Source organism: Cryobacterium sp. HLT2-28 (genome assembly GCF_004402495.1).
Taxonomy (GTDB): Bacteria; Actinomycetota; Actinomycetes; order Actinomycetales; family Microbacteriaceae; genus Cryobacterium; species Cryobacterium mannosilyticum.
Map to the genome: position 1 here is coordinate 221175 of NZ_SOFH01000018.1, position 22880 is coordinate 244054.

Sequence of the window (22880 nt, forward strand, 5' to 3'; positions counted from 1 at the left end):
TCGATGTACAGCGCCATCGCGCGCAACAAGCGCAACACGGTCTTCATCATCATCCTGTTCCTGGCACTCATCGCCGGGCTCGGCTGGATCGCGAACGCGGTCTACAGCCCCCCGGGCAGCTACGGCATCCTGATCCTCACCCTCGTCGTGGCGAGCGGGTACGCCCTGGTGCAGTACTACCTGGCGGGGCGCCAGGCCGTGGCGATGAGCGGCGGCATCCGCGTCAACAGCAAGGCGGAGCATCCGCGGCTCTGGAACATCGTCGAGAACCTGTCGATCACCACGGGCACCCCGATGCCCGAGATCTACGTGATCAGCGACCCGGCGCCGAACGCGTTCGCGACCGGCCGCGACCCGCAGCATGCGATCGTCGCGGCGACGACCGGGCTGCTGGAGATCATGGACGACTCCGAGCTCGAGGGCGTGATGGCGCACGAACTCGGCCACGTGCGCAACTACGACATCCGGCTGTCGATGGTGGTCTTCGGACTCGTCGTCGCCGTCGGGTTCATCTCGGACATGTTCCTGCGGATGGCGTTCTTCGGCCGCAACAACAACAACAACGGCAACCCGATCGTCATGGTGTTCGGGCTGGTCGCGATCATCGTGGCGCCGCTCGTGGCGAGCATGGTGCAGCTGGCCGTGTCCCGGCAGCGCGAATACCTCGCGGATGCGACCAGCGCGCTGACCACCCGGCACCCCGACGCCCTCGCGAGCGCGCTGGCCAAGCTGGAGACGTACGGGCGCCCGATGCGGAAGCAGAACTCCTCGATGGCGCACCTGTGGATCGCCAACCCGCTGAAGCCCGGCATGATGGCGAAGCTGTTCAGCACCCACCCGCCGATCGACGACCGGATCGAACGACTGCAGACCATGGGCCGCAAGTTCTGATCGCCCGGACCTGATCTCGGCAGGCTCGATCACCGGTGGTCGAGCCCGTCGAGACCGCGCCGAGTCGGGTCACGTCAGTTCAGTTCAGTTCAGGTCAGGTCAGGTCAGGTCAGGTCAGGTCAGGTCAGGTCAGTTCAGCTCCGCGGCCAGGCCGGCGGCGAGGGTGCCGCGCCGCACCACCGCGATCTCGTCCAACCCCTGCCAGGCGGCGGTCTCCCGCAGCACGGCGGCGAGGCGTCCGGCGGTGTCGGCCGGGGCATCCGGCTCGGCCCACGCGGCCTGCACCCGCAGCACCCCGGACTGGCGGTCGTTCTTCAGGTCCACCCGGCCGACGATCGTGTCGCCGAGCAGCACCGGCAGCACGTAGTAGCCGAACACGCGCCGGGGCTGCGGAGTGTAGATCTCGATCCGGTAGTGGAAGTCGAACAGGCGCAGCGCCCGCGCCCGTTCCCAGACGACGGGGTCGAACGGGGAGAGCACGGCGGCGGCGTCCACCCGGCGGGGGAGTCTGGCGTCCCGGTGGAGCCAGGCCGCTCCGGCAGTGCCGCCCCTGCCCCAGCCGGCGACCTCCACCGGGATCAGCTCCCCGGCATCCTCGAGCTCGCGGATGGCCGCCGCCGCCGGCGTCGACTTCAACCGGAAGTAGTCCGCGAAGTCCTTCGCCGTGCCGATGCCGTGGGCGCGCGCGGACCGGCTGATCAGCTCCCGGTGGGCATCGCCCTTGCTGACCTGCCGGCCGAGCAACTCCGTGGGGAACACCTGCTCCGGCAGCCCGTAGACCCGTTCGAAGCGCTGCCGTCCGGCGCTGACCACATCGCCCCAGCGGAAGAGCACCTCCAGCCCGGTCTTCACATCGGACCAGCCCCACCAGGGGCCGCTGCGCTTGTTCGCGTCGTGCTCGATCGCACTGGCCGGCAGCGGACCCTTCTCGGCCAGCTCGGCGAGCAGCCAGTCCAGCATCGGCCGGTTGCCGGCGGCCCAGCTGTCGGGCGTGCCGGCGGCCAGGTCACGGTAGTGCTGCATCCGCCAGCCGAACAGCGGCCAGGTGTCCAGCGGCAGGAACGACGCCTCGTGCGCCCAGTACTCGGTGAACCGTGCCTCACGACCGCTGGTCAGCCGGTCGAGCTGAGCCTTGTCGTAGCCGCCGAGACGACTGAACGCCGGCAGGTAGTGGCTGCGCTCGAAGACGTTCACCGAGTCGATCTGCAACAGCTCGATCCGGTTCACGAGGGCATCCAGCTGACGGATGCCGGGCAGCGCCGCGGACCGGCGGCCGAAGCCCTGGGCGCCCAGCGCGACGCGGCGAGCGAGCGCGGGGGAGACTGACTGGACCATCAGATCGACCCTACTGCCCGGCCCCCTTTCTGTCGTCCACGACGTTCGGGATGGAGATTCTCGCGGCGCGCCGGCTGCGGCCCCGCGGATCGCGGCGCGTCGCGAAAAACTCCATCCCGGTGCGTCTGGCCGGCACCGAGCGGCCGGCGCGGCATCCGTCGCCCAGCATTCACGTGCCGTTCAGGCGGGTGCCGCACGCCGGTCGACCGCGCCTCCTAGTCTCGCGATGACCAGCAACCCGGCATACAACTGCGCGCGCCTTTCCGCGGGCGGCCTGCGCTGGTCCGACGGAGGACAACTTGATCACCACACGCACCCTGGTCGCGTCCCTGGCCGCCACGGCCATACTCGCGATCGGCCTCACCGGATGCTCCGGCGCCCAAGCGAGCGGCACCGGCACGACCGACGCCGCCACGGCCACCAGCCTGAGCGCCTTCGGCGACCTGCCTGCCCTCGAAACCGCCGCCAAGGCGGAGGGCAGCCTCAACGTCATCGCGTTGCCGCGTGACTGGGCCAACTACGGCGCCGTGCTCGACGCGTTCACCAAGAAGTACCCCGAGATCACGATCAACGAGGCCTCGCCGGACGGCTCGAGCGCCGAGGAGATCCAGGCTGCCGACACCCTCAAGGGCCAGGACACCGCCCCCGACGTCTTCGACCTCGGGCTGGCCGTCGCCCTCTCCAGCACCGACCGCTTCGCGCCGTACCAGGTGGCCACCTGGGCCGACATCCCCGACGCCCTCAAGGAGGCGAGCGGACTCTACACCGGCGACTACGGCGGATACCTGGCCGTGGGCTACGACCCCGACGCCGTCCCTGCGCCGAAGAAGCTCGGCGACCTGCTCGGCGCCGCGTACAAGGGCAAGGTCGCCATCAACGGCGATCCGACCCAGGCCGGGGCCGCATTCGCCGCCGTCGGCATGGCAAGCGTGCAGAACGGGGGCACGGTCGATGACTTCCAGCCCGGCGTCGACTTCTTCAGCAAGCTGAACGCGGCCGGCAACTTCGTCAAGATCGACCCGACCCCGGCCACCATCGCCTCGGGCGAGACCCCCGTCGTACTCGACTGGGATTACCTCAACGTGGGCTACGGAAAGAAGCTCGACGGCCAGCGCAACTGGAAGGTCGTCGTCTTCAGCGGCACCGGCTACGCCGGCTACTACAACCAGGCGGTGAGCAAGGATGCCCCGCACCCGGCCGCCGCCCGGCTGTGGCAGGAGTTCCTCTACAGCGACGAGGGCCAGAACCTGTGGCTCGGCGGCGGGGCACGTCCCGTCCGCGCCGAGGCGATGACCGCCGCGGGCACCATCGACGCGAAACTGCTCGGCGCCCTCCCCGAGGCCCCCGCCGAGACCGTGGTGCCGACCAAGGAGCAGAGCGCCGCCGGCGCCGCCCTGCTCGGAACGAAGTGGGCCGCTGCTGTCCAGTAGCCTCCGCAGAACGGCAGCGGCCTTCGGGCTGCTGCCGTTCGCGGTTTATGTGCTCCTCTTCCTCGTCGTGCCGACCCTGATCGCCGTCGGCACCGGGTTCTTCGACACGTCCGGCGCGTTCACCCTCGACACGGTGGCCGCCCTCGGCAACCCGGTGGTGCTGGGTGCCTTCGGCAACTCGTTCGCGCTCTCCGCCCTGACCTCGGTGATCGGCGCCCTCGTCGGCGCGATCGCCTGCTACGGCCTGCTCGGCGCCCGGCCCGACGGCGCGCTCCGCGCCGTGGTCGATTCGCTCAGCGGCGTGCTCGCCCAGTTCGGCGGGGTCATGCTCGCCTTCGCGTTCGTGGCGACCATCGGCATCCAGGGCATGGTCACGCTCTTCCTGCGCGACACCTTCGGTGTGGACATCTTCGCCGACGGCGTCTGGCTCTACGAGCTGCCCGGGCTGGTGCTGCCCTACCTCTACTTCCAGGTGCCGTTGATGTTCATCACCTTCATGCCCGCCCTCCAGGCGCTGAAACCGACGTGGGCCGAAGCCAACGCGACCCTCGGCGGCAGCCGCGCCACCTACTGGCTGCGGATCGCCGGCCCCGTGCTCGCTCCCTCCTTCCTCGGCAGCCTGCTGCTGCTCTTCGCGAACGCGTTCTCCTCCTACGCGACCGCCGCGGCGCTGACCAGCCAGGGATCCCAGATCGTGCCGTTGCAGATCCGGTCCGCGCTCACCAGCGAGACCCTGCTCGGCCGGGAGAACCTGGCCGGGGCGCTGGCGCTCGGGATGATCCTGGTGATGGTGGTGGTGATGGCCGGCTACTCCGCCCTGCAGGCCCGGGCCGCCCGGTGGCAGCGATGACCGTCGTCCGGGAGGCCGGTGCAACCGGTGACGGCACCCGGGGCGTCAGCCGGCGCGGCCGGCCGGGACCGGTCGCTCGGGGCGGCGTCGCCCACGCTCCTTCGCGCGCCGTACGGGCGCTTCTCCTGGGCGGGATCGGCCTGTTCTTCCTCATCCCCGTCGTGGCCATGGTCGAGTTCACCCTGCGCAAGGGTCTCGGCGGCGGGCACGACGCCTCCCGCTGGATCGCCCTGGCCCAGGGCGGCCTGACCGGGCAGTACCGGCAGGTGCTCGTCGCCCTCGGCAACTCGGTCGGCCTGGCCGTGGGAACCGTGCTGATCGTGCTCCTGCTGCTCGTGCCCACCCTGCTGCTGGTGCACATCCGTTTTCCCCGGCTCCGACGGGTGATGGAGTTCGTCTGCATCCTGCCGATCAGCATCCCGGCGATCGTGCTCGTCGTCGGCCTCGCCCCGGTCTACTCGCTGCTCTCCCGGCTCGCCGGCAGCGGCGTCTGGACGCTCGCCTTCGCCTACGGCATCACCGTGCTGCCCTACGCCTACCGGGCGATCCAGGCCAACCTGGACGGTGTCGACGTGCGCACCCTCAGCGAGGCGGCCCGCACCCTCGGCGCCGGCTGGGGGAGCGTGCTGTTCCGGGTGCTCGTGCCCAACCTCCGCCGCGGCATCCTGGCCGGGGCGTTCATCGCCGTCGCCGTGGTGCTCGGCGAGTTCACCATCGCCTCCCTGCTGAGCCGGGTGAACCTGCAGACCGCGCTCGTCGTGGTCAGCAAGGCCGACCCGTACACGGCCGTGATCTTCTCCCTGCTCGCCCTGACCTTCGCGTTCCTGCTCCTGCTCCTCATCGGCTGCCTCGGCGCCGAACGCACCCGCCCGCGACGACGACGCCCCATCGGAGGCCGGCCATGACCCGGAACACCATCAGCACCGCCAGCACCGGCGACATCCCGAAGACCCCGAACGCCACGGCGGCCGGCCCGGCCGGGCGGCGCGGAGCGGTGGTCGAGTTCTCCGGGGTGTCCAAGCACTTCGGCGGCCATCGGGCGCTGAACGGATTCGACCTCACCCTGCACGCCGGTGAGTTCGTCGCCCTGCTCGGCCCGAGCGGCAGCGGCAAGACGACGGCCCTGCGGGCACTCGCCGGCCTCGAGTCGACGGATGCCGGCACCATCCTGATCGACGGGGTCGACGTGTCCACGCTGCCGACGAGCCGGCGCGACATGGGCATGGTCTTCCAGGCGTACTCGCTCTTCCCGCACCTGAGCGCGGGGGAGAACGTCGAATTCGGCCTCCGGATGCGCGGGGTCGCCGCCGCGGCCCGTCGCAGCCGGGCCAGGGAGGCCCTCGCCCTCGTCGGGCTCGACGACCACTACGACCGGTTCGCGCGCCAGCTCTCCGGCGGCCAGCAGCAACGCGTCGCGCTGGCCCGCGCCCTGGTCACCGAACCGAGGGTGCTCCTCCTCGACGAGCCGCTCTCCGCGCTCGACGCCAAGGTGCGGGTGACCCTGCGCGAGGAGATCCGGCGGATCCAGACCGAGCTGGGCATCACCACCCTGTTCGTCACGCACGACCAGGACGAGGCGCTCGCCGTCGCCGACCGGGTCGCGGTCATGCGCGACGGCGGGATCGAGCAGGTGGGCACGCCGGAGGACCTGTACTCCCGGCCGGCGTCGCCGTTCATCGCCGACTTCGTCGGCCTGAGCAACCAGCTGGCCGGGGTCGTGCGCCACGGTTTCGCGGAGCTGTACGGCACGAAGCTGCCGCTCGTCGACCCGTCGCAGGCCGACGGCGACGTGCTGGCCCTGGTGCGGCCGGAAGACCTCGAATTCTCCGGCGACGGGCTGGCCGGCGTCGTTGTCGCGTCCAGTTTCCACGGTTCGCTCCGCCGCACCCGGGTGCGGCTCGCCGACGGCGCCGAGGTGTCGGTGCAGCACGTCGTGCGGGTGCAGCCCGTTCCCGGCGACGAAGTGCGGCTGCGCTTCTGCGGCGCCCCGGTCTCGGTCGAGGCGGTCGCGGTTTCCCGGTAGCGGGCATGCACGGCGGCGAATGCGGGATTGCCTAGAATGATCCGGTGACTGAATCCACGGGAAAGCCAGGCTGGGGCGCACTGCTGAGCGGGCGCAAACGGCGCGCCCTGGCACCGATCCCGAACGGTGTCGACGAGAACATCCCCGCCGGCATCCGCCTGGCCGGCGCGTGGTCGTGGCGGCTGGTCGCCATCGGTGCGGCGATCGCCGTCTTCCTCTTCATCGTGGTGCAGCTGCGGCTCATCGTCATCCCGCTGCTCGTCGCCGTGCTCGTGTCCTCCCTTCTCGTTCCGCTGGTCGCGTTCCTCGTGCGGCACAAGTGGCCGAAGGGCATCGCCGTCGCGCTCTCCCTGCTCGGCACCCTCGCCGTACTCGGCGGCCTGATCACCCTGGCCGCCACCCAGATCGCGGACGGCACGACCGGCCTGAGCACCCGGCTCGCCGCCTCCTACGCCGGGCTGAAGGACTTCCTGCTCGCCTCGCCGCTGCACCTGACCGAACCGCAGATCAACGACTACCTGCAGCAGGCGTGGACGGCGATCCAGGCCGACAGCCAGGTCTTCGTCAGCGGGGCGCTGTCGGTGGGATCCTCGCTCGGCCACCTGCTGACCGGGCTGCTCCTCACCCTGTTCAGCCTCCTGTTCATCCTCATCGACGGGGCCGGAATCTGGGCCTGGATCGTGCGGATCTTCCCGCGTCGCGCCCGTGCCGCCGTCGCCGGGGCCGGCGCGGCCGGCTGGGAGACGCTGGGCAACTTCGCCAAGGTGCAGATCCTCGTCGCCTCGATCGACGCCGTCGGCATCGGCGTCGGGGCCGCGCTGCTCGGGGTGCCGCTCGCGGTGCCGATCGGCGTGCTCGTCTTCCTCGGCTCGTTCATCCCGATCGTCGGCGCCGTCGCGACCGGCGCGGTGGCCGTGGTCATCGCCCTGCTCTTCAACTCCTGGCCGATCGCGCTGGCCATGCTCGGCGTCGTGCTGCTCGTGCAGCAGATCGAAGGCCACGTGCTCCAGCCGCTGATCATGGGCACGGCCGTCAAGGTGCACCCGCTCGGCGTGGTGCTCGTCGTCGCGGCAGGATCGCTGCTCGCCGGCATCCCGGGCGCCCTGTTCGCCGTGCCGATCGCTGCCGTGCTCAACGTCATGATCAACTTCATCCACCGCGGCACCTGGCGGGCCGTGCCCGCGGACACGGCACCCGCCATCAGTTCCCCGCTCTGGCAGACCGTGCCGCAAAGCCGCCCCGGCTTCCGTCCGAACGAGAGTGCCGCCCATGAGTAACGTTTCCCTCGTCGGCCCCACCCTGGCCGACTTCGAGGCCGCCCGCTTCGTCGTCGCCACCGTCGCCCGGGTCACCCCGATGGAAAGCTCCCGTTACCTCAGCGAACTGCTCGGCTCGCCCGTGCACTTGAAGTGCGAGAACCTGCAGCGCACCGGGTCATACAAGATCCGCGGGGCCTACAACCGGCTCTCCCGGCTGACCGACGAGGAGAAGAGCCACGGCGTCGTCGCAGCCTCGGCCGGCAACCACGCCCAGGGGGTCGCGTTCGCCGCCCGTGAACTGGGCATCAAGGCCACCATCTTCATGCCCGTCGGCGTTGCGCTGCCCAAGCTCCAGGCCACCCGCGACTACGGGGCGGACGTCATCCTGCGCGGGAACACGGTCGCCGAGCCGCTCCTGGCTGCCGCGGCCTACGCCATCGAGACCGGTGCGATCCTGATTCCGCCGTTCGACCACCCGGATGTCGTCACCGGCCAGGGCACGCTGGGCCTGGAGATCCTCGACCAGGTTCCGGGCCTCGACACCGTCATCGTGCCCATCGGCGGCGGGGGTCTGATCTCCGGCGTCGCGAGCGCGCTCAAGCAGCGCGCCGCCCGGGAGGGGCGCACGATCCGGGTGATCGGCGTGCAAGCGGAGAACGCCGCGGCGTACCCGCCGTCCCTGGCTGCGGGGGTGGCCACCGAGATCGTGATCTCGCCGACGATCGCCGACGGCATCGCGGTTGCCAAGCCGGGCCTGCTGAACTTCCAGATCGTGCGCGACATGGTCGACGAGGTCGTCACGGTCACCGAGGACGACACCGCTCGCGCGCTGCTCGTGCTGCTCGAGCGCGCCAAACTCGTGGTCGAACCCGCCGGTGCGGTCGCCGTGGCGGCGATCCTGGCCGGGAAGATCTCCGCGTCCGGGCCCACCGTCGCGATCCTCAGCGGCGGAAACATCGACCCGCTGCTGATGCAGCGCGTGATCAGCCACGGCCTCGCGGCATCCGGTCGTTATCTCACCCTGCGGATCATGCTGCCCGACCGCCCGGGCCAGCTCGCCCGCATCTCGGAGCTGCTCGCGGAGGCGCACGCCAATGTGATCGAGGTGCTGCACACCCGGCACGGGGTGGGCCTGCAGATCAGCGAGGTCGAGCTGAACGTCAGCGTCGAAACCCGCGGACCCGACCACCGCCAGCACGTCGTCGACGTGCTTCGCTCGGCCGGCTACGACCCGCAGGTCGACTAGTCCGGTCTGCGCCGGCTCGACCACCGCCCTCGGTGGTCGAGCCTGACGAGACCCCGCCGGCTCGGCCGGCTAGTTGCCGGCCCAGGTCTCGACGAGAAGGATCTCGACGGCGATGTCCTTGCCGCCGGGCGTGGTGTACGACGTCTTCGCCCCGACCCTCAGCCCGAGGATCGCGGAGCCGAGCGGGCTCTGCTCGCTGAACACGTCGAGGTCGCTGCCTCCGGCGATCTCGCGGCTGCCGATCAGGAATCGCGTCTCGTCGCCCGCGATCGTCGCGGTGATGACGGTGCCGGGCTCGACGACGCCCTGGCTTTCGGGCGCGTGGCCGACCTCGGCGTTGCGCAGCAGCACGACGAGGGTGCGGATGCGCGCCTCCATTTTGCCCTGCTCGTCCTTGGCGGCGTGGTAGCCGGAGTTCTCCTTGAGGTCGCCCTCTTCACGCGCGGACTCGATCTTCTTGGCGATCTCGACCCGACCGACGGTGCTCAGGGACTCAAGCTCGGCAGCCAGGCGGTCATAGGCCTCCTGGGTCAGCCAGGTGACCGTTGTTGGGGTAGTCATGGGTGCTCCTCCTCGTGCGCGTAGTGCGGTGAGTGTGACGCGCAGGGTTCGCCTGCGGCAATACAACGGACGCCCCGACGTATCACGTCGGGGCGAAGTCACCAGTCTAGGTCAGCCAGCATCGGTAAATCAATCCGGTGTTGCTCTGCTCGGTCGTCTGGACAACCTCGGTGAAGGCCCGTGAATACCGCTCGCTGGGCGGCAGGTCGATCACCTTCCAGCCGACGACGGTGAAGCCCTCGTTCAGCGCCTCGACCGCGCAACTCGCCGCCCGGCCGACCGGGATCGACGCCTCGAAGGTGACGCTGACGCTGTGCTCGTCGATGATGCTGTGCCGGATGTCCCGGGTCTCCAGCAAGGGCTGCGACCCGCCCAGCCCGATCCAGACCACCCAGCCCACGAGCACGGCGAGGAGGGTTCCCGCGCCGATCCAGAGCAGTCGCCGGTCACGGACACGCCGATTCGGGGCGCGACCGTACCGGGTGTCGAGGTTGCTGGTGACTCCCACTGCGGCTCCACACTCACTGTTCAACGATTAGTCTTATCTCAAGGTTATCTGGCATTTCTGAGGAGTTTGATGACACTGCGACTCTTGGCGGTGCACGCCCATCCCGACGACGAGTCGAGCAAGGGCGCGGCAACCTACGCCTACTATCGGAGCCTCGGCGCCGACGTGCTGGTGCTCAGCTGCACCGGGGGCGAGCGCGGCAGCATCCTCAACGACGCCATGGCCGGCCACGCCATGGCCGAGCGCGACCTCGCCGGCCTCCGCCGGCTCGAGATGCAGGCCGCGCAGGGCCACCTGGGTGTGCAGCACCGCTGGCTGGGCTACGAAGACTCCGGAATGAACGACGACGGCTCCGTTCCGTCCAACTCGTTCGCCGCCATCCCGCTCGACATCTCGGCCGAAGCCGTCGTGCGGGTCATCCGGGAGTTCCGGCCGCACGTGCTCATCACCTACGACGAGAACGGCGGCTACCCGCACCCCGACCACATCCGCTGCCACGACGTGTCGATGGAGGCCTACCGGGCTGCGGCCGACCCGGCCAGGTACCCGGATGCCGGTGCCCCCTGGCAGATCGACAAGCTCTACTTCGACCGGATCTTCAACCTCGAACGGGTCGACGCGATGTTCCTCGAACTGAGCGTCACCGAGCCGGAGTCCCCGCTGCTGGAGCCGCTCGGCGAGGCACGCGAATGGATGAAGAACTACCCGAAGCTGGCGACGACCCACGTGCCCGTCGGCGACTTCCTCGAGGCCAGGGACGCGGCCCTCCGTTCGCACGCGAGCCAGGTGGCGCCGGGGAGCAGCTTCTTCTTCTGGCCCAACGACCTCATCCGCAAGGCCTGGCCGTACGAGGACTTCCAGCTCGTCGAATCGAAAGTTGACACCGAAATGCCCGAATCCGATCTCTTCGCCGGCGTGCGGGACGACTCGTGAACGCGTTCCTGCTCGGGCCGGTCGCGGGTTTCGTGCTGGCGAACACCCCGCCGCCCGAATTCAACCCGGACACGGTGACCCCGGGGCCGGCCGGCTTCGTGGCGATCTTCTTCGTCGCCGCGATGGTGGTGTTGCTGGGGTTCGACCTGAACCGGCGCATCCGCCGCAACACCTACCGCGCCCAGATCAAGGAGCGCCTCGCCGCCGAGATGGCCGCGAACGCCGCGCAGGACACGGGCGGCACGGATGCTGCCGGCGAAGCCGGCAGCCAGGACACCGGACAGCAGACGCCCGGCCAGTAGACCGGCCAGTTGACCGGCCCCAGCAGGCCGGCCAGTTGACCGGCCACTGACCGCCCCCGTCAGGGGTAGAGCGGGTGGGTCGCGATGATCAGGATCGCCACCCAGTGGCAGAGGAACGCCACCACGGTCAGGCTGTGGAAGATCTCGTGGAACCCGAACACGCCCGGCACCGGGTTGGGCTTCTTCATCCCGTAGACCACGGCGCCGACCGAGTAGCACAGGCCGCCGACCATGATCAGGGTCATCATCGTCGCGTTCGCCTGGAAGAAGTCGACGATGAACATCAACGCGCCCCAGCCCAGGGCGAGGTAGAGCGGAACGTAGAGCCAGCGCGGCGCGTGGATCCAGAACACGCGGAAGGCGATCCCCAGGATCGCGCCGCCCCAGACCAGTGAGAGCAGCAGGATCGACTTGGCCGGCGGCAGGGCCAGAACCGCGATCGGCGTGTAGGAACCCGCGATCAGCAGGAAGATGTTGGCGTGGTCGATGCGCTTGAGCACGAGCCTGGTCATCGGCTTCCAGTTGAACCGGTGGTACAGCGCCGAGTTGCCGAAGAGGAGCATCGAACTGAGCACGAAGACGAACGAACTCCACTTCGCCGCGTCCCCGTCGGCGAGCAGGAGCAGGATGATTCCGGCCACGATCGTGACCGGGAACGTGCCGGCGTGGATCCAGCCTCGCCAGGTGGGTTTGACGTCATCCGGGTGCGGAGTGTCATTCTCCAGCAGGGGCAGGTTGGGGATGTCGTCCTCGGTGGCCATGCAGCCAGAATACGACAGGGCGCATGCCCGGTGCGGCACGCGAGCGCCAATGTGGGCTACCGTGAATGTGTGCATAAGCGGCAGGTTCCCTGGGCGCGCGGCATCCTCTACGGGGTGTACCAGCGTCGCCTTCGTCGCGGGCTGACGCCGGATGTGCTTCCGGACCACGTGGCCATGATCATCGACGGCAACCGGCGGTGGGCCAGGCAGCTCGGCTTCGATTCGGCCGCCCACGGGCACCGGGCCGGGGCCGCCAAGATGCGCGAGTTCCTCAAATGGTGCGACGACCTCGGCATCTCGGTGGTCACGCTGTACCTCCTCTCCTCGGACAACCTGACCAACCGCGGGAGCGAAGAACTCTCCGAACTGACCAAGATCATCGCCAAACTCGCCGAGGAGCTCTCCCGCTACCGGGACTGGCGGGTGCAGCACGTCGGGTCCAAGGCCGGACTGCCCGACGCCCTCGTCGCGGCGCTCGACGCCGCGGAGGCGCGGACCGCCCGCAGGAAGGGCCTGCACATCAACCTCGCCGTCGGCTACGGCGGGCGCACGGAGATCACCGACGCGATGCGCAGCATCGTCGGCGCGCACCTCGAGAACGGCGGCACGCTTTCCGACCTCGCCGAGACGCTCACTCCGGACCTGATCGGCGCCCACCTCTACACCGGCGGGCAGCCCGACCCCGACCTGGTCATCCGCACCTCGGGGGAGCAGCGGATCAGCGACTTCATGCTCTGGCAGAGCGCGCACAGCGAGTTCTACTTCGTCGAGGCCCTCGGGCCCGACCTTCGCCAGGTGGACTTTCTGCGGGCCCTCCGCGACTTCGCCAAACGCCAGCGCCGATTCGGCGGGTAGGAGACCGATGGACGCCGTCGACCGGTTCGCGGGGGGCTTCCTCGAGGAGCCCGGCTACCTCGACTACGCCCGGGTCGGGCCGATGTCCGCCGCGGTCGTCGCCGAGACCCTCGGCCAGAGCGAGGTGCTCTCCCGCGCCCGTTACGGCAGCCTCGCGCACCTGCACGAGCAGGACGAACGGCTGCGGACCGCGGTCGCGCAGGCCACGGGATTCCGCGCCGATCAGGTCGTCTGCGAGCCGAACACCACCACGGGGATCATGCAGGCCATGTTCGGCCTGACCGGTGCGGTCCTCCTGTCGCCGAACGACTTCCCGACCGTTCCCTTCGCCGCCGTCCGGGCGGCCGAGGCCCTGCGTGTCGTCGAGCCGGTCTGGCTGGCGACCGAGCACGGCAGGGTCACGCCCGGCGAGATCAGGGAGCAGCTCACCCCGGCCACCGTCGCTGTCGCGGTCTGCCTGGTCGACTCCCGCACCGGTCACCGGGCCGACCTCGACGGCATCCGCCAGGTCATCGGTGACCGCCTGCTGATCGTCGACGCCATCCAGGGCTTCGGGGTCGTCGACGCCCCCTACGAGGTGGCGGATGTCGTCGCCTCCGGCGGCCAGAAATGGACCAGGGCAGGCTGGGGCACCGGGTTCCTCGCCCTGAGCGACCGGGCGGTGGAGCGTCTGGTGCCGGTCTTCTCCGGTTTCGCCGGCACCGACACCGCCGAGCCGTGGGATGAGGTGCTGCCGCCGAGCCGGAGCGCCAACGCATTCCGGGTGAGCAATGGAGACCCGATCGCCCAGGCGAGGTTCGCCGCCGCCCTCGACGACATCGCACAGGTCGGCATCGGCCGGATCGAGGCCGCCGTCGCCGTGAACGCGTCGGAGCTGATCGACCTGGCCGACGAGTTCGCGATCCCGGTCGCCTCCTCGCGCGACGAGCGGGAACGGGCGGGCATCGTGGTGCTCGAACCGCCCAAGGCCCAGCTGACCGTGCTGACGGCGGCCCTGCACAACCACGGGGTGACGGCCACCACCCGGGGCGGCACGGTGCGGCTCTGCGCCCACGCCGTGCTCTCGGTTGACACGGTCGACATGCTCCGCGGGGCGTTCACGTCGTATGCCACCGCGGCGATCTACTGAGCCGGCGTCTTCGTGGGGAACGCCGGCAGCCCGGTGACGGATTGATTAACGTCTGATATCAATGGGCGTGTCGGACTTCCCCTGGAACCCTTCGGAAAGTAGCGTCACATCCATCAGGTATAGCGCCTGGTCGAGACGGCCACATAAGTACGGCTCGAGACCTTAGTGGCCAACTCGCAAACACAATCCGCGCCTTTCGAGGCCGGGGTGGGAGTGGTTGTGACCGCTTATCAGATCGACCAAAAAGGTTCGCACCGAAGCATCGCCGGAGCAGACCAAGCCGAGTGCACGTACGTGCTTGACACCTCCGTCCTCCTGTCCGATCCCAAGGCGATCTTCCGTTTCGCGGAGCACGCGGTCGTGCTCCCCGTCGTCGTGATCGCCGAACTCGAGTCCAAGCGCAACGACCCGGAGATCGGGTACTTCGCCCGCCAGGCCCTGCGGCTCCTCGACGAGCTGCGGGTCAAGCACGAACGACTCGACTTCCCGATCCCGGTCGGTGAGGGCGGCAGCCTGCGGGTGGAACTGAATCACTCCAACATGTCGGTGCTCCCGTCCGGGCTGCAGCTCGGTGACAACGACTCGCGGATCCTGGCCGTGGCGATGAACCTCGCCAATGACGGGCTCAACGTGACCGTCGTCTCCAAGGACCTCCCGCTGCGGGTCAAGGCCGCGTCGATCGGACTCCTCGCTGACGAGTACCGGCACGAGCTCGCGGTCGACTCCGGCTGGACCGGCATGGACGAGATCACCCTCGGTTCCAACCAGATCAACGAACTGTACGAGAACGAGGTCATGGACACCCGGCTCGTGCAGGACATGCCCGTCAACACGGGCCTGGTCATTCACTCCGACCGTGGCTCCGCCCTGGGGCGGGTCACCGGCAAGGGTGAGATGAAGCTCGTGCGCGGCGACCGGGACGTCTTCGGGCTGAAGGGCCGGTCGGCCGAGCAGCGCCTGGCCATCGACCTGCTGCTCGACCCGGAGATCGGCATCCTGTCGCTCGGGGGGCGAGCCGGTACGGGGAAGTCGGCGCTCGCCCTGTGCGCCGGCCTCGAGGCCGTGCTGGAGCGCCAGCAGCACCGCAAGATCATGGTCTTCCGGCCGCTCTACGCGGTCGGCGGACAGGAGCTGGGTTACCTTCCCGGCGACGCGAACGAGAAGATGAGCCCGTGGGCGCAGGCGGTCTTCGACACCCTCGGGGCCATCGTCTCGGAGAATGTGCTGGAGGAGGTCCTCGACCGCGGCATCCTCGAGGTGCTGCCGCTCACGCACATCCGCGGCCGTTCGCTGCACGACGCGTTCGTGATCGTGGACGAGGCGCAGTCCCTGGAGCGGAACGTGCTGCTCACGGTGCTCAGCCGGATCGGGCAGAACTCCCGCGTCGTGCTCACCCACGACGTCGCCCAACGGGACAACCTCCGGGTCGGCCGCTTCGACGGGGTGGCCTCGGTGATCGAGACGTTGAAGGGACATCCGCTGTTCGCGCACATGACGCTCACCCGTTCGGAGCGCAGTGCCATCGCCGCGCTCGTCACCGAGATGCTCGAGGGCAACGAACCCGCCTGAGGTCCGCGCCCGTCAAATTCGACGGAGATTTTAGCGACACAGGCGGTTCTGAAGCAGAAACGGCAGTGTTCGGACAAAATCTCCGTCGAATTTGACAGCAGGCGGCTACCGGGCCTGGGGCGGGCGGGTCATGCTGAGCACGTCCAGTGCGGTGTCGAGCTGCTCGAGGGTGACCTCGCCGCGGTCGACGAAGCCGAGGTCGATGACCGACTCGCGCACCGTCATCCCCTGGGCCACGGAGTGCTTGGCGACCTTCGCCGCGGCCTCGTAGCCGATCACCCGGTTCAGCGGGGTGACGATCGCGGGCGACGACTCGGCCAGGGCTCGGGCGCGCTCGAGGTTCGCGGTGAGACCGTCGATGGTCTTGTCGGCCAGCACGCGGGTCGCGTTGGAGAGCAGGCGGATCGACTCGAGCAGGGCCGTGCCCATCACGGGGATGGCCACGTTCAGTTCGAACGAGCCCGACGCGCCGGACCACGCGATGGTGGCGTCGTTGCCGATGACCCGCGAGCAGACCATGAGCACGGCCTCAGGGATGACCGGGTTCACCTTGCCCGGCATGATCGAGGAGCCGGGCTGCAGGTCGGGGATGTGCAGTTCGCCGAAGCCGGTGTTGGGTCCGGAGCCCATCCAGCGCAGGTCGTTGCAGACCTTGGTGAGGCTGACCGCGATCGTGCGAAGGGCGCCGGATGCGTCGACGAGGCCGTCGCGGTTCGCCTGCGCCTCGAAGTGGTCCCGGGCCTCGGTCACGGGCAGCTCGGTCTCCTCGACCAGCAGCTCGATCACGAGCTGCGGGAAACCGGCCGGCGTGTTGATTCCGGTGCCCACGGCGGTGCCGCCGAGCGGCACCTCGGCGACGCGGGGGAGTGCGGTGCGCACGCGTTCGATTCCCAGTCGCATCTGGCGGGCGTAGCCGCCGAACTCCTGGCCGAGGGTGACCGGGGTGGCGTCCATCAGGTGGGTGCGGCCGGCCTTGACGGCGCCGGCCCAGAGCACGGCCTTCTCCTCGAGGGCGACGGCGAGGTGGTCCAGCGACGGGATCAGGTCGTCGATCAGCGCGCTCGTCACGGCGATGTGCACCGAGGTGGGGAAGACGTCGTTGGAGGACTGGGATGCGTTCACGTGGTCGTTAGGGTGCACCGGGCGGCCCAGGCTGCGGGTGGCGAGGGTGGCGAGCACCTCGTTCATGTTCATGTTCGAGGAGGTGCCGCTGCCGGTCTGGTACACGTCGATCGGGAACTCGCCGTCGTACCGGCCGGTGACGACCTCGTCGGCGGCGGCGGCGATCGCGTCGGCGATGTCCTGGTCGAGCACGCCCAGGCGCGCGTTGGCCAGGGCGGCGGACTTCTTGATCCGGGCGAGGGCGGCGATCTGCGCGGGCTCCAGCACGGAGCCGGAGATCGGGAAGTTCTCGACGGCGCGCTGGGTCTGGGCGCCGTAGAGGGCGGTCGCGGGGACCCGCACCTCGCCCATCGTGTCGTGTTCGATCCGGAAGCCGGCTTCAGCGGTCTTGTCCACCACGGTGTGTATTACCTTTCGATTGTGAGACGGGGAGCTGGGAAAACGGGTCGCGGCAGGTCACCCGGCCGGGTCGGGCGGATCAGACCACGCCGACGACGATGTCGGGCACGGCCCGGCCCTCGAGTAGCCGGTAGTTCGCCCCGACGATAGCCAATGTACCTTCTGCGACGGCGGCGCTGATCATCTCCGAACGTTCGAGGAGCTCGGCGACCGTGTCGCGCAGGTGCTCCCGGCCGACGGCCAGGGCGTCGACGGTGTGCGGGTCGATCGGAGTCGCATCCGTTGCGCCGCTCACCCGGCGCACCGCCGGCACGATCTTCTCGATGATCTTCGCTATGTGCACGGGCAGCGGCTGGGCGTCCGGTGCCTGGGAGTCGATGGCGGCGCGCACGGCACCGCACCCGTCGTGGCCGAGCACGAGGATGAGCGGCACCTGCAGCACCGCGACGGCGTACTCGAGCGAACCGAGGACCGAGTCCGAAACGACCTGGCCGGCGTTGCGCACCACGAACAGGTCGCCGAGCCCCTTGTCGAAGATGATCTCCGCGGCCAGACGCGAGTCGCTGCACCCGAAGAGGGCCGCGTCGGGGGTCTGCACGAAGGCGGTCTCGGCCCGTCGGTCCACGTCCTGTCGCGGATGCTGCGGCACGCCGCTGACGAAGCGTTCGTTCCCGCGTTGCAGCTCGTTCCAGACCCGCGCCGGGGTGGATGCGTCGTCGTCGTTTCCGGTCATCATTTTCCTCCGGTGGTGGGGGCGTTGGCCGTGATCTGGTCGGAGAGCGCTGCGGCGAGCTCGGCGAATTCGGCTTCCGTCGCCGTCCCGACGAGCAGGTAGGCGCTCGTTCCGGCCTCCGTGACCAGGGCGTAGTCGAAGTTGCCGCGCTCCTTCTCCGGGGCCGTGTTGCGGTAGACGTCCCAGGTGACGCCGTCGATGGTGACGGTGTCACCTGCCGGGGCGTTCTTCAACTGCGCGGCGACCCAGGACGGGTTCGCGCCGAGACCCTGGGTGAGCCCGATGAACTCGTTTCCGCGCGTGAGCAGACCGATGTACCAGGACGGGATCTTGTCCGAGCCGCCGAGGCGCCACTGCGCGGCGTTGGCCCGCCACCCGGCGGGGAGATCGGGCACCAGCAGCGGTTCGTCGATCCCGGTCTGCACCTGCGCGGCCACCGTGGCGAAGTCGACCGGGCGGTCCACGGGGGCCTCGCTGCGCGGCACGAGCAGCACCAGCACGAGGACGGCGCCGACGGTCACCAGCAGCGACAGCACCAGGTTGTTCACGGTTTTCCGCGCCCGGTAGTTTCGGGAGTTCTCGGCCAGCCGGATCCTGGTCTCCTCGGGGGTCTCCGGGCGGCCGAGTTCGGCGACGACCCGGGGTGCCCGTTTGGCGGGACTCATCCGGCCGAGGCGGCGGTGTCGGTCTGGCCGGATCGCGCGGCGTCCAGCCTCGCCTTCGCGCCGATCAGCCATTCCTCGCAGCGTCGGGCCAGCGCTTCGCCGCGCTCCCAGAGCGCGAGCGACTCCTCCAGGGTTGAGGATCCCTGCTCGAGGGCGTTCACGACGCGCACGAGTTCGTCCCTGGCCTGTTCGTAGCTCAGCGCGGAAAGGTCGTCTGCGGGCGAGGTCATGGCATCCATTCTATTTCGACGCGATCAGGTCGGCGGTGTCGCCGGCGGTGTCGGCCGCGCTGTCGTCTGCGGTGGCCGACACTGTGCCGTCGGCGAGGGTGATCAGGAGTTTCGTGGCGGCCGGGGCCTGGTCGGGGCGGCGAAGCACGTGGCCGTCGGGGAGCTGCACGATGGCGTACCCGCGGTCGAGCGTGCCCTGGGGGGAGAGGGCGCGCAGCTGGGAGCGCAGGTCGACGATGGCGGCGCCCGCCCGCTCCACCACCCGGTCGACGAGTTCGGTGCCGCGGGCCACATAGCGGGTGAGGTCCTCGGCGCGGGAATCGATGATCCAGTCCCGGGAGCTGAGCACGGGGCGGGAACGGAGTTGGCCGATCCGGTCGATCTCGGTGGCGACGATTCCGGTCAGGCGGGTGCTGATCCGGGCGCGGGCCTGCTGCACCCGGTTGAGCTCGTCGGAGACGTCGGGCACGACGCGCTTGGCGGCATCCGTCGGTGTCGACGCGCGCAGGTCGGCGACCTCGTCGAGCAGCGGCCGGTCGGCCTCGTGGCCGATCGCGCTGACCAGGGGGGTCGCGCAGGCCGCCGCCGCCCGGAGCACCATTTCGTCGCTGAAGCCGAGCAGGTTCTGGAAGTCGCCGCCGCCGCGGGCCACGATGATCACATCGACCTCAGGGTCGGCGTCGAGGGCCTGGATGGCCGCGGTCACCTCGTTCACCATCCGGTCGCCCTGCATGGCCGCGTAGCGGATGCGGAAGTTCACGGCCGGCCAGCGCAACTGGGCGTTGCGGATGACGTCCTTCTCCGCGTCGGAGTCCTTGCCGGTGACCAGGCCGATGCAGTGCGGGAGGAACGGGAGCGGCACCTTGCGGGAGGCGTCGAACAGGCCCTCCCCGGCGAGCTTCTTGCGCAGCCGCTCGAGCCGTTCGAGCATGTCGCCGAGACCCACGTGGCGCAGCTCGAACACCTGCATGGTGAGCGTGCCGCCCTTGACCCAGTAGTTGGGTTTGACCAGGGCGATCACCCGGTCGCCCTGCTTGAACTCGTCGGTGAGCCGGGCCTTCACGGAGGACCACACGGTGAAGCCGACGGTGGCGTCCTCGGTGAGGTCCTTGAGCTTGCCGTAGACGTTCCCGCCGCTGACGCCCCACTGGGTGATCTCGCCCTCCACCCAGGCGGTGCCGAGCCGTTCGATGTAGCCGCGGATCTTGTTCGCCAGCACTGCGACCGGCCACGGGGTCTCCACGGTGGGGGGTGCATCCTGCATCGATCGTTCCTCCCACAGCGCTTCAGCGCTGCACGCTTAGACTGGCAGCGTGACTATTAGTACGGATTCGCCCGTAATCGGCCTGGGCATGCCACGTATCCCGAGCGCACGCAACAGGCTCAAGGATACCCCCGTGGACGGAACGAAGCGGGTGCTGCTGGCCGCCCCGCGCGGCTACTGCGCCGGCGTGGACCGCGCCGTGATCGCCGTGGAGAAGGCCCTCGACCTGTATGGCGCGCCCGTTTACGTGCGCAAACAGATCGTGCACAACGTGCACGTCGTCTCCGAACTGGAGAAGAAGGGTGCCATCTTCGTCGAGGAGGTCGACGAGGTGCCGACCGGCTCCCACATCGTTTTCAGCGCCCACGGCGTCTCGCCGGCGGTCGTGGGCGCCGCCGCCGACCGCGGCCTGCTCGCGATCGACGCGACCTGCCCGCTGGTGACCAAGGTGCACCGCGAGGCCGTGCGCTTCGCCAGGGACGACTTCGAGATCCTCCTGATCGGCCACGAGGGCCATGAAGAGGTCGAGGGCACCGCGGGGGAGGCCCCCGAGCACACCACCCTCGTCGGCAGCCCCGACGAGGCCGACACCATCCAGGTGCGCAACCCCGAGAAGGTCGTCTGGCTCTCGCAGACCACCCTCAGCGTGGACGAGACCATGGAGACCGTGCGCCGCCTGCGGGCGCGCTTCCCCCTGCTGCAGGACCCGCCGAGCGACGACATCTGCTACGCCACCCAGAACCGGCAGGTGGCGATCAAGAAGATCGCCGAGGACTCCGACCTCGTGATCGTGGTCGGGTCGGCGAACTCGTCCAACTCGGTGCGCCTGGTCGAGGTGGCCCTGGAATACGGCGCCCGGGCCGCCTACCGGGTCGACTTCGCCAGCGAGGTCAAGCAGGAGTGGCTCGACGGTGTGGTCACGGTCGGGGTGACGAGTGGGGCATCCGTGCCGGAGGAACTCGTGCACGAGCTGCTCGCCGCGCTCGAGGACGCCGGCTACGGCAACGTCGAGGAGGTCAAGACGGCCGAGGAAGACCTGTTGTTCTCGCTTCCGAAGGAACTGCGCAAGGACCTTGCCGGCAACAAGGACGCACGAGGGCTCGGCGGCCGGGTCACCCGCGCCGAGTAGACGAAGGCCGGCGGCCGGCCCTCACGGCGGGCCGCCTTTCCGGCCCGTTGCGGCCGGCTGCAGGAATCACGACTGGCTGTAGAAGGTGAGCAGCGTCGGGTCGGTGGCCAGGATGACCGACATGAACACGAAGATCACGACGAAGGCGACGACCGCGCCGATCAGCGGCAGGTAGAAGGCGCGCTTGCCGCGGACGAGCAGCAGGATCGCGCCGGCCGCGGAGGCAAGCCAGACCGCTGCCTCCGTGAAACTCCCGGCGGTGATCAGCCCGGCCACCGAGGCGGCGGGGGTGTAGTCCCCGAGGTCCTGCTGCGTGTAGAGCATCTGCACGGCCTGGGGGAGGGCGCCGAGCACCCCGACCGCGAAGAAGGTGGCCAGGAGCCCGAAGACGAGCAGGGCAAGCGTCACCGGCCGGTCCCAGGCGGGCACGGTGCCGCGCGCCCGGGCGGCCTGGTTCGGGCCGGATGTCGTCGGGGTCGCCGACGGAACCGGCGGGACGGCGTCGGGGGCCGGAGTCCAGCTCCAGCCCTCCGGCGCCAGTTCGCCGTATTGCGGGCGTGGCCGGGAATCCTCGGGCGGGGTCCCCGCTGGTGTGGACAAAGGATTCTCGGCCATCGTCATCCCGGGTGCTAGCTGTTCGAGTGGCCGGCGGAGCCGAGCTGGCGGGTGGCTTCGGCGACGCGGGCGGCCATGGCCGTCTCGGCGACCTTGCCCCAGGCGCGCGGGTCGTAGACCTTCTTGTTGCCGACTTCGCCGTCAACCTTGAGCACGCTGTCGTAGTTGCTGAGCATGTAGCCGGCGACCGCGCGGGTGAACGCGTACTGGGTGTCGGTGTCGATGTTCATCTTCACGACGCCGTTCGCGACGGCCTCGGCGATCTCGGCGTCGGTCGAGCCCGATCCGCCGTGGAAGACCAGGTCGAGCGGCTTCGGGCCGGTGCCGAACTTGGCGGCGACGCCATCCTGGATCTCCTTGAGCAGCTCCGGGCGCAGCTTGACGTTGCCGGGCTTGTAGACGCCGTGCACGTTGCCGAAGGTGAGCGCGGCCATGTAGCGGCCGTTCTCGCCCATGCCGAGGGCATCGATCATGGCGAGGGCATCGTCGAGGGTCGTGTACAGGTTCTCGTTGATGTCACCCTCGACGCCGTCCTCTTCGCCGCCGACGGCGCCGATTTCAACCTCGAGGATCGCGTTGATCGCCTGGGTGCGCTTGAGGATGTCCTTGGCGATGTCCAGGTTCTCGCCGAGCGCGATGGCGGAGCCGTCCCACATGTGCGACTGGAAGATCGGGTTGCGGCCGGCCTTGACCTCCTCTTCGGAGGCGGTGATCAGCGGCAGGACGAAGTCCTCGAGGGCGCCCTTGGGGCAGTGGTCCGTGTGCAGGGCAACGGTAACGGGGTAATTGTCGGCGACGGACCGCACGAAGTGCGCCATCGCGAGCGCACCGGATGCGCGGTTCTTGACCGTGTGGCCGGCGAAGTAATCTGCGCCACCGGTGGTGACCTGGATGATGCCGTCTGAGCCGGCCTCGGTCAGGCCCTGTAGTACGGCGTTAATGCTCTGTGAGGACGAAACGTTGAACGCGGGATACGCGAACCCATTCGTCTTGGCCTTGTTGAGCATCTCTGCATACTGGTCGGGGGTTGCGATGGGCATTGTTTAGTCTCCTCGGTTGAACCGTTTCGGT

The 22880-nt window shown here is 69.4% G+C and carries 24 protein-coding genes; 13 read left to right on the forward strand and 11 right to left on the reverse strand.

Annotation, left to right across the window (positions count from 1 at the left end):
• The first annotated feature begins 3 nt into the window (after positions 1 to 3).
• Positions 4 to 891: a M48 family metalloprotease gene (locus E3O48_RS08655; RefSeq protein ID WP_134538097.1), complete on the forward strand. Its 888-nt coding sequence runs from the start codon at positions 4 to 6 to the stop codon at positions 889 to 891.
• Positions 892 to 1020: 129 nt separating this feature from the next.
• Here E3O48_RS08655 and E3O48_RS08660 read toward each other — a convergent pair whose 3' ends face one another.
• Complete coding sequence (locus E3O48_RS08660; RefSeq protein ID WP_134538098.1) at positions 1021 to 2226, reverse strand: winged helix-turn-helix domain-containing protein; 1206 nt, start codon at positions 2224 to 2226, stop codon at positions 1021 to 1023.
• Positions 2227 to 2525: 299 nt separating this feature from the next.
• Here E3O48_RS08660 and E3O48_RS08665 point away from each other — a divergent pair, with 299 nt between their 5' ends.
• From E3O48_RS08665 to ilvA, 6 genes are read left to right on the forward strand one after another with little or no spacing between them, the layout of a single operon-like run.
• Entirely contained in the window at positions 2526 to 3656 is a 1131-nt protein-coding gene (locus tag E3O48_RS08665; protein WP_134510556.1) for an ABC transporter substrate-binding protein, read from the forward strand.
• Positions 3643 to 4506, forward strand: coding sequence for an ABC transporter permease subunit (locus tag E3O48_RS08670; protein ID WP_241982473.1), 864 nt, complete (start codon positions 3643 to 3645; stop codon positions 4504 to 4506). The genes E3O48_RS08665 and E3O48_RS08670 overlap by 14 nt, the downstream gene beginning before the upstream one ends.
• Positions 4503 to 5411 (forward strand): ABC transporter permease, encoded by a 909-nt coding sequence (locus tag E3O48_RS08675; protein ID WP_134538100.1) that lies wholly within the window; start codon positions 4503 to 4505, stop codon positions 5409 to 5411. Before E3O48_RS08670 ends, E3O48_RS08675 begins: the two co-directional genes overlap by 4 nt.
• Positions 5408 to 6529, forward strand: coding sequence for an ABC transporter ATP-binding protein (locus tag E3O48_RS08680; protein WP_134538101.1), 1122 nt, complete (start codon positions 5408 to 5410; stop codon positions 6527 to 6529). Before E3O48_RS08675 ends, E3O48_RS08680 begins: the two co-directional genes overlap by 4 nt.
• Positions 6530 to 6573: 44 nt before the next feature.
• Positions 6574 to 7806, forward strand: a complete 1233-nt coding sequence (locus tag E3O48_RS08685) for an AI-2E family transporter (RefSeq protein WP_134510560.1) — start codon at positions 6574 to 6576, stop codon at positions 7804 to 7806.
• Positions 7799 to 9034 (forward strand): threonine ammonia-lyase, encoded by a 1236-nt coding sequence (ilvA, locus tag E3O48_RS08690; protein WP_134538102.1) that lies wholly within the window; start codon positions 7799 to 7801, stop codon positions 9032 to 9034. Before E3O48_RS08685 ends, ilvA begins: the two co-directional genes overlap by 8 nt.
• A gap of 69 nt (positions 9035 to 9103) precedes the next feature.
• Here ilvA and greA read toward each other — a convergent pair whose 3' ends face one another.
• Together greA and E3O48_RS08700 are read right to left on the reverse strand one after the other, a co-directional pair.
• Positions 9104 to 9595 carry a transcription elongation factor GreA gene (greA, locus tag E3O48_RS08695; protein WP_134510562.1) on the reverse strand — a complete coding sequence of 164 codons (492 nt, stop codon included), beginning with the start codon at positions 9593 to 9595 and terminating at the stop codon, positions 9104 to 9106.
• A gap of 106 nt (positions 9596 to 9701) precedes the next feature.
• The gene (locus tag E3O48_RS08700; RefSeq protein WP_166788658.1) at positions 9702 to 10103 is read right to left on the reverse strand and encodes a DUF4307 domain-containing protein; all 402 of its coding nucleotides are present in this window, start codon (positions 10101 to 10103) and stop codon (positions 9702 to 9704) included.
• A gap of 69 nt (positions 10104 to 10172) precedes the next feature.
• Here E3O48_RS08700 and mca point away from each other — a divergent pair, with 69 nt between their 5' ends.
• Together mca and E3O48_RS08710 are read left to right on the forward strand one after the other, a co-directional pair.
• Positions 10173 to 11036, forward strand: a complete 864-nt coding sequence (gene mca, locus E3O48_RS08705) for a mycothiol conjugate amidase Mca (RefSeq protein WP_174774775.1) — start codon at positions 10173 to 10175, stop codon at positions 11034 to 11036.
• Entirely contained in the window at positions 11033 to 11338 is a 306-nt protein-coding gene (locus E3O48_RS08710) for a hypothetical protein (protein ID WP_134538103.1), read from the forward strand. The genes mca and E3O48_RS08710 overlap by 4 nt, the downstream gene beginning before the upstream one ends.
• A 59-nt stretch (positions 11339 to 11397) precedes the next feature.
• Here E3O48_RS08710 and E3O48_RS08715 read toward each other — a convergent pair whose 3' ends face one another.
• On the reverse strand, positions 11398 to 12099 hold the full coding sequence (locus E3O48_RS08715; RefSeq protein ID WP_134538104.1) for a hemolysin III family protein: 702 nt from the start codon (positions 12097 to 12099) through the stop codon (positions 11398 to 11400).
• A 69-nt stretch (positions 12100 to 12168) separates the two neighbouring features.
• Between E3O48_RS08715 and E3O48_RS08720 the strand changes: the two genes are divergently transcribed.
• The 3 genes from E3O48_RS08720 (at position 12169) to E3O48_RS08730 (ending at position 15652) form a co-directional block, all read left to right on the forward strand.
• Complete coding sequence (locus tag E3O48_RS08720) at positions 12169 to 12954, forward strand: isoprenyl transferase (protein ID WP_134538105.1); 786 nt, start codon at positions 12169 to 12171, stop codon at positions 12952 to 12954.
• 7 nt (positions 12955 to 12961) lie between these two features.
• Positions 12962 to 14083, forward strand: coding sequence for an aminotransferase class V-fold PLP-dependent enzyme (locus E3O48_RS08725; RefSeq protein WP_134538106.1), 1122 nt, complete (start codon positions 12962 to 12964; stop codon positions 14081 to 14083).
• A gap of 234 nt (positions 14084 to 14317) precedes the next feature.
• Positions 14318 to 15652 (forward strand): PhoH family protein, encoded by a 1335-nt coding sequence (locus tag E3O48_RS08730; RefSeq protein WP_241982474.1) that lies wholly within the window; start codon positions 14318 to 14320, stop codon positions 15650 to 15652.
• A 105-nt stretch (positions 15653 to 15757) separates the two neighbouring features.
• Here E3O48_RS08730 and E3O48_RS08735 read toward each other — a convergent pair whose 3' ends face one another.
• The 5 genes from E3O48_RS08735 to xseA all read right to left on the reverse strand — a co-directional run bounded on the left by E3O48_RS08735 (position 15758) and on the right by xseA (position 20065).
• A complete protein-coding gene (locus E3O48_RS08735; protein ID WP_134538108.1) occupies positions 15758 to 17173 on the reverse strand; it encodes an aspartate ammonia-lyase in 1416 nt (471 codons plus the stop codon).
• A 79-nt stretch (positions 17174 to 17252) separates the two neighbouring features.
• Positions 17253 to 17906 (reverse strand): carbonic anhydrase, encoded by a 654-nt coding sequence (locus E3O48_RS08740; protein ID WP_134538109.1) that lies wholly within the window; start codon positions 17904 to 17906, stop codon positions 17253 to 17255.
• Positions 17906 to 18571: a DUF4245 family protein gene (locus E3O48_RS08745; protein ID WP_134510571.1), complete on the reverse strand. Its 666-nt coding sequence runs from the start codon at positions 18569 to 18571 to the stop codon at positions 17906 to 17908. The genes E3O48_RS08740 and E3O48_RS08745 overlap by 1 nt, the downstream gene beginning before the upstream one ends.
• Positions 18568 to 18810 (reverse strand): exodeoxyribonuclease VII small subunit, encoded by a 243-nt coding sequence (locus E3O48_RS08750; protein WP_134538110.1) that lies wholly within the window; start codon positions 18808 to 18810, stop codon positions 18568 to 18570. Before E3O48_RS08750 ends, E3O48_RS08745 begins: the two co-directional genes overlap by 4 nt.
• Before the next feature lies 1 nt (position 18811).
• Entirely contained in the window at positions 18812 to 20065 is a 1254-nt protein-coding gene (gene xseA, locus E3O48_RS08755; RefSeq protein WP_134538111.1) for an exodeoxyribonuclease VII large subunit, read from the reverse strand.
• Positions 20066 to 20153: 88 nt separating this feature from the next.
• Between xseA and E3O48_RS08760 the strand changes: the two genes are divergently transcribed.
• Positions 20154 to 21194, forward strand: coding sequence for a 4-hydroxy-3-methylbut-2-enyl diphosphate reductase (locus E3O48_RS08760; RefSeq protein ID WP_134538213.1), 1041 nt, complete (start codon positions 20154 to 20156; stop codon positions 21192 to 21194).
• Between the two features lie 66 nt (positions 21195 to 21260).
• On the opposite strand, the gene E3O48_RS08765 is transcribed toward E3O48_RS08760, so the two are convergent.
• Both E3O48_RS08765 and fbaA read right to left on the reverse strand, forming a co-directional pair.
• A complete protein-coding gene (locus tag E3O48_RS08765) occupies positions 21261 to 21794 on the reverse strand; it encodes a DUF6264 family protein (protein WP_134538112.1) in 534 nt (177 codons plus the stop codon).
• A 29-nt stretch (positions 21795 to 21823) separates the two neighbouring features.
• Positions 21824 to 22849 (reverse strand): class II fructose-bisphosphate aldolase, encoded by a 1026-nt coding sequence (fbaA, locus tag E3O48_RS08770; protein WP_134510575.1) that lies wholly within the window; start codon positions 22847 to 22849, stop codon positions 21824 to 21826.
• Between the last annotated feature and the right edge of the window lie 31 nt (positions 22850 to 22880).

Bases quoted from the DNA above. Each gene is read 5' to 3' on its own strand.
- E3O48_RS08655 (WP_134538097.1), top strand. From the start codon at position 4: ATGTACAGCGCCATCGCGCGCAACAAGCGCAACACGGTCTTCATCATC.
- E3O48_RS08660 (WP_134538098.1), bottom strand. From the start codon at position 2,226: ATGGTCCAGTCAGTCTCCCCCGCGCTCGCTCGCCGCGTCGCGCTGGGC.
- E3O48_RS08675 (WP_134538100.1), top strand. From the start codon at position 4,503: ATGACCGTCGTCCGGGAGGCCGGTGCAACCGGTGACGGCACCCGGGGC.
- E3O48_RS08680 (WP_134538101.1), top strand. From the start codon at position 5,408: ATGACCCGGAACACCATCAGCACCGCCAGCACCGGCGACATCCCGAAG.
- ilvA (WP_134538102.1), top strand. From the start codon at position 7,799: ATGAGTAACGTTTCCCTCGTCGGCCCCACCCTGGCCGACTTCGAGGCC.
- greA (WP_134510562.1), bottom strand. From the start codon at position 9,595: ATGACTACCCCAACAACGGTCACCTGGCTGACCCAGGAGGCCTATGAC.
- mca (WP_174774775.1), top strand. From the start codon at position 10,173: ATGACACTGCGACTCTTGGCGGTGCACGCCCATCCCGACGACGAGTCG.
- E3O48_RS08715 (WP_134538104.1), bottom strand. From the start codon at position 12,099: ATGGCCACCGAGGACGACATCCCCAACCTGCCCCTGCTGGAGAATGAC.
- E3O48_RS08725 (WP_134538106.1), top strand. From the start codon at position 12,962: ATGGACGCCGTCGACCGGTTCGCGGGGGGCTTCCTCGAGGAGCCCGGC.
- E3O48_RS08740 (WP_134538109.1), bottom strand. From the start codon at position 17,906: ATGACCGGAAACGACGACGACGCATCCACCCCGGCGCGGGTCTGGAAC.
- E3O48_RS08745 (WP_134510571.1), bottom strand. From the start codon at position 18,571: ATGAGTCCCGCCAAACGGGCACCCCGGGTCGTCGCCGAACTCGGCCGC.
- E3O48_RS08750 (WP_134538110.1), bottom strand. From the start codon at position 18,810: ATGGATGCCATGACCTCGCCCGCAGACGACCTTTCCGCGCTGAGCTAC.
- xseA (WP_134538111.1), bottom strand. From the start codon at position 20,065: ATGCAGGATGCACCCCCCACCGTGGAGACCCCGTGGCCGGTCGCAGTG.
- E3O48_RS08760 (WP_134538213.1), top strand. From the start codon at position 20,154: ATGCCACGTATCCCGAGCGCACGCAACAGGCTCAAGGATACCCCCGTG.
- fbaA (WP_134510575.1), bottom strand. From the start codon at position 22,849: ATGCCCATCGCAACCCCCGACCAGTATGCAGAGATGCTCAACAAGGCC.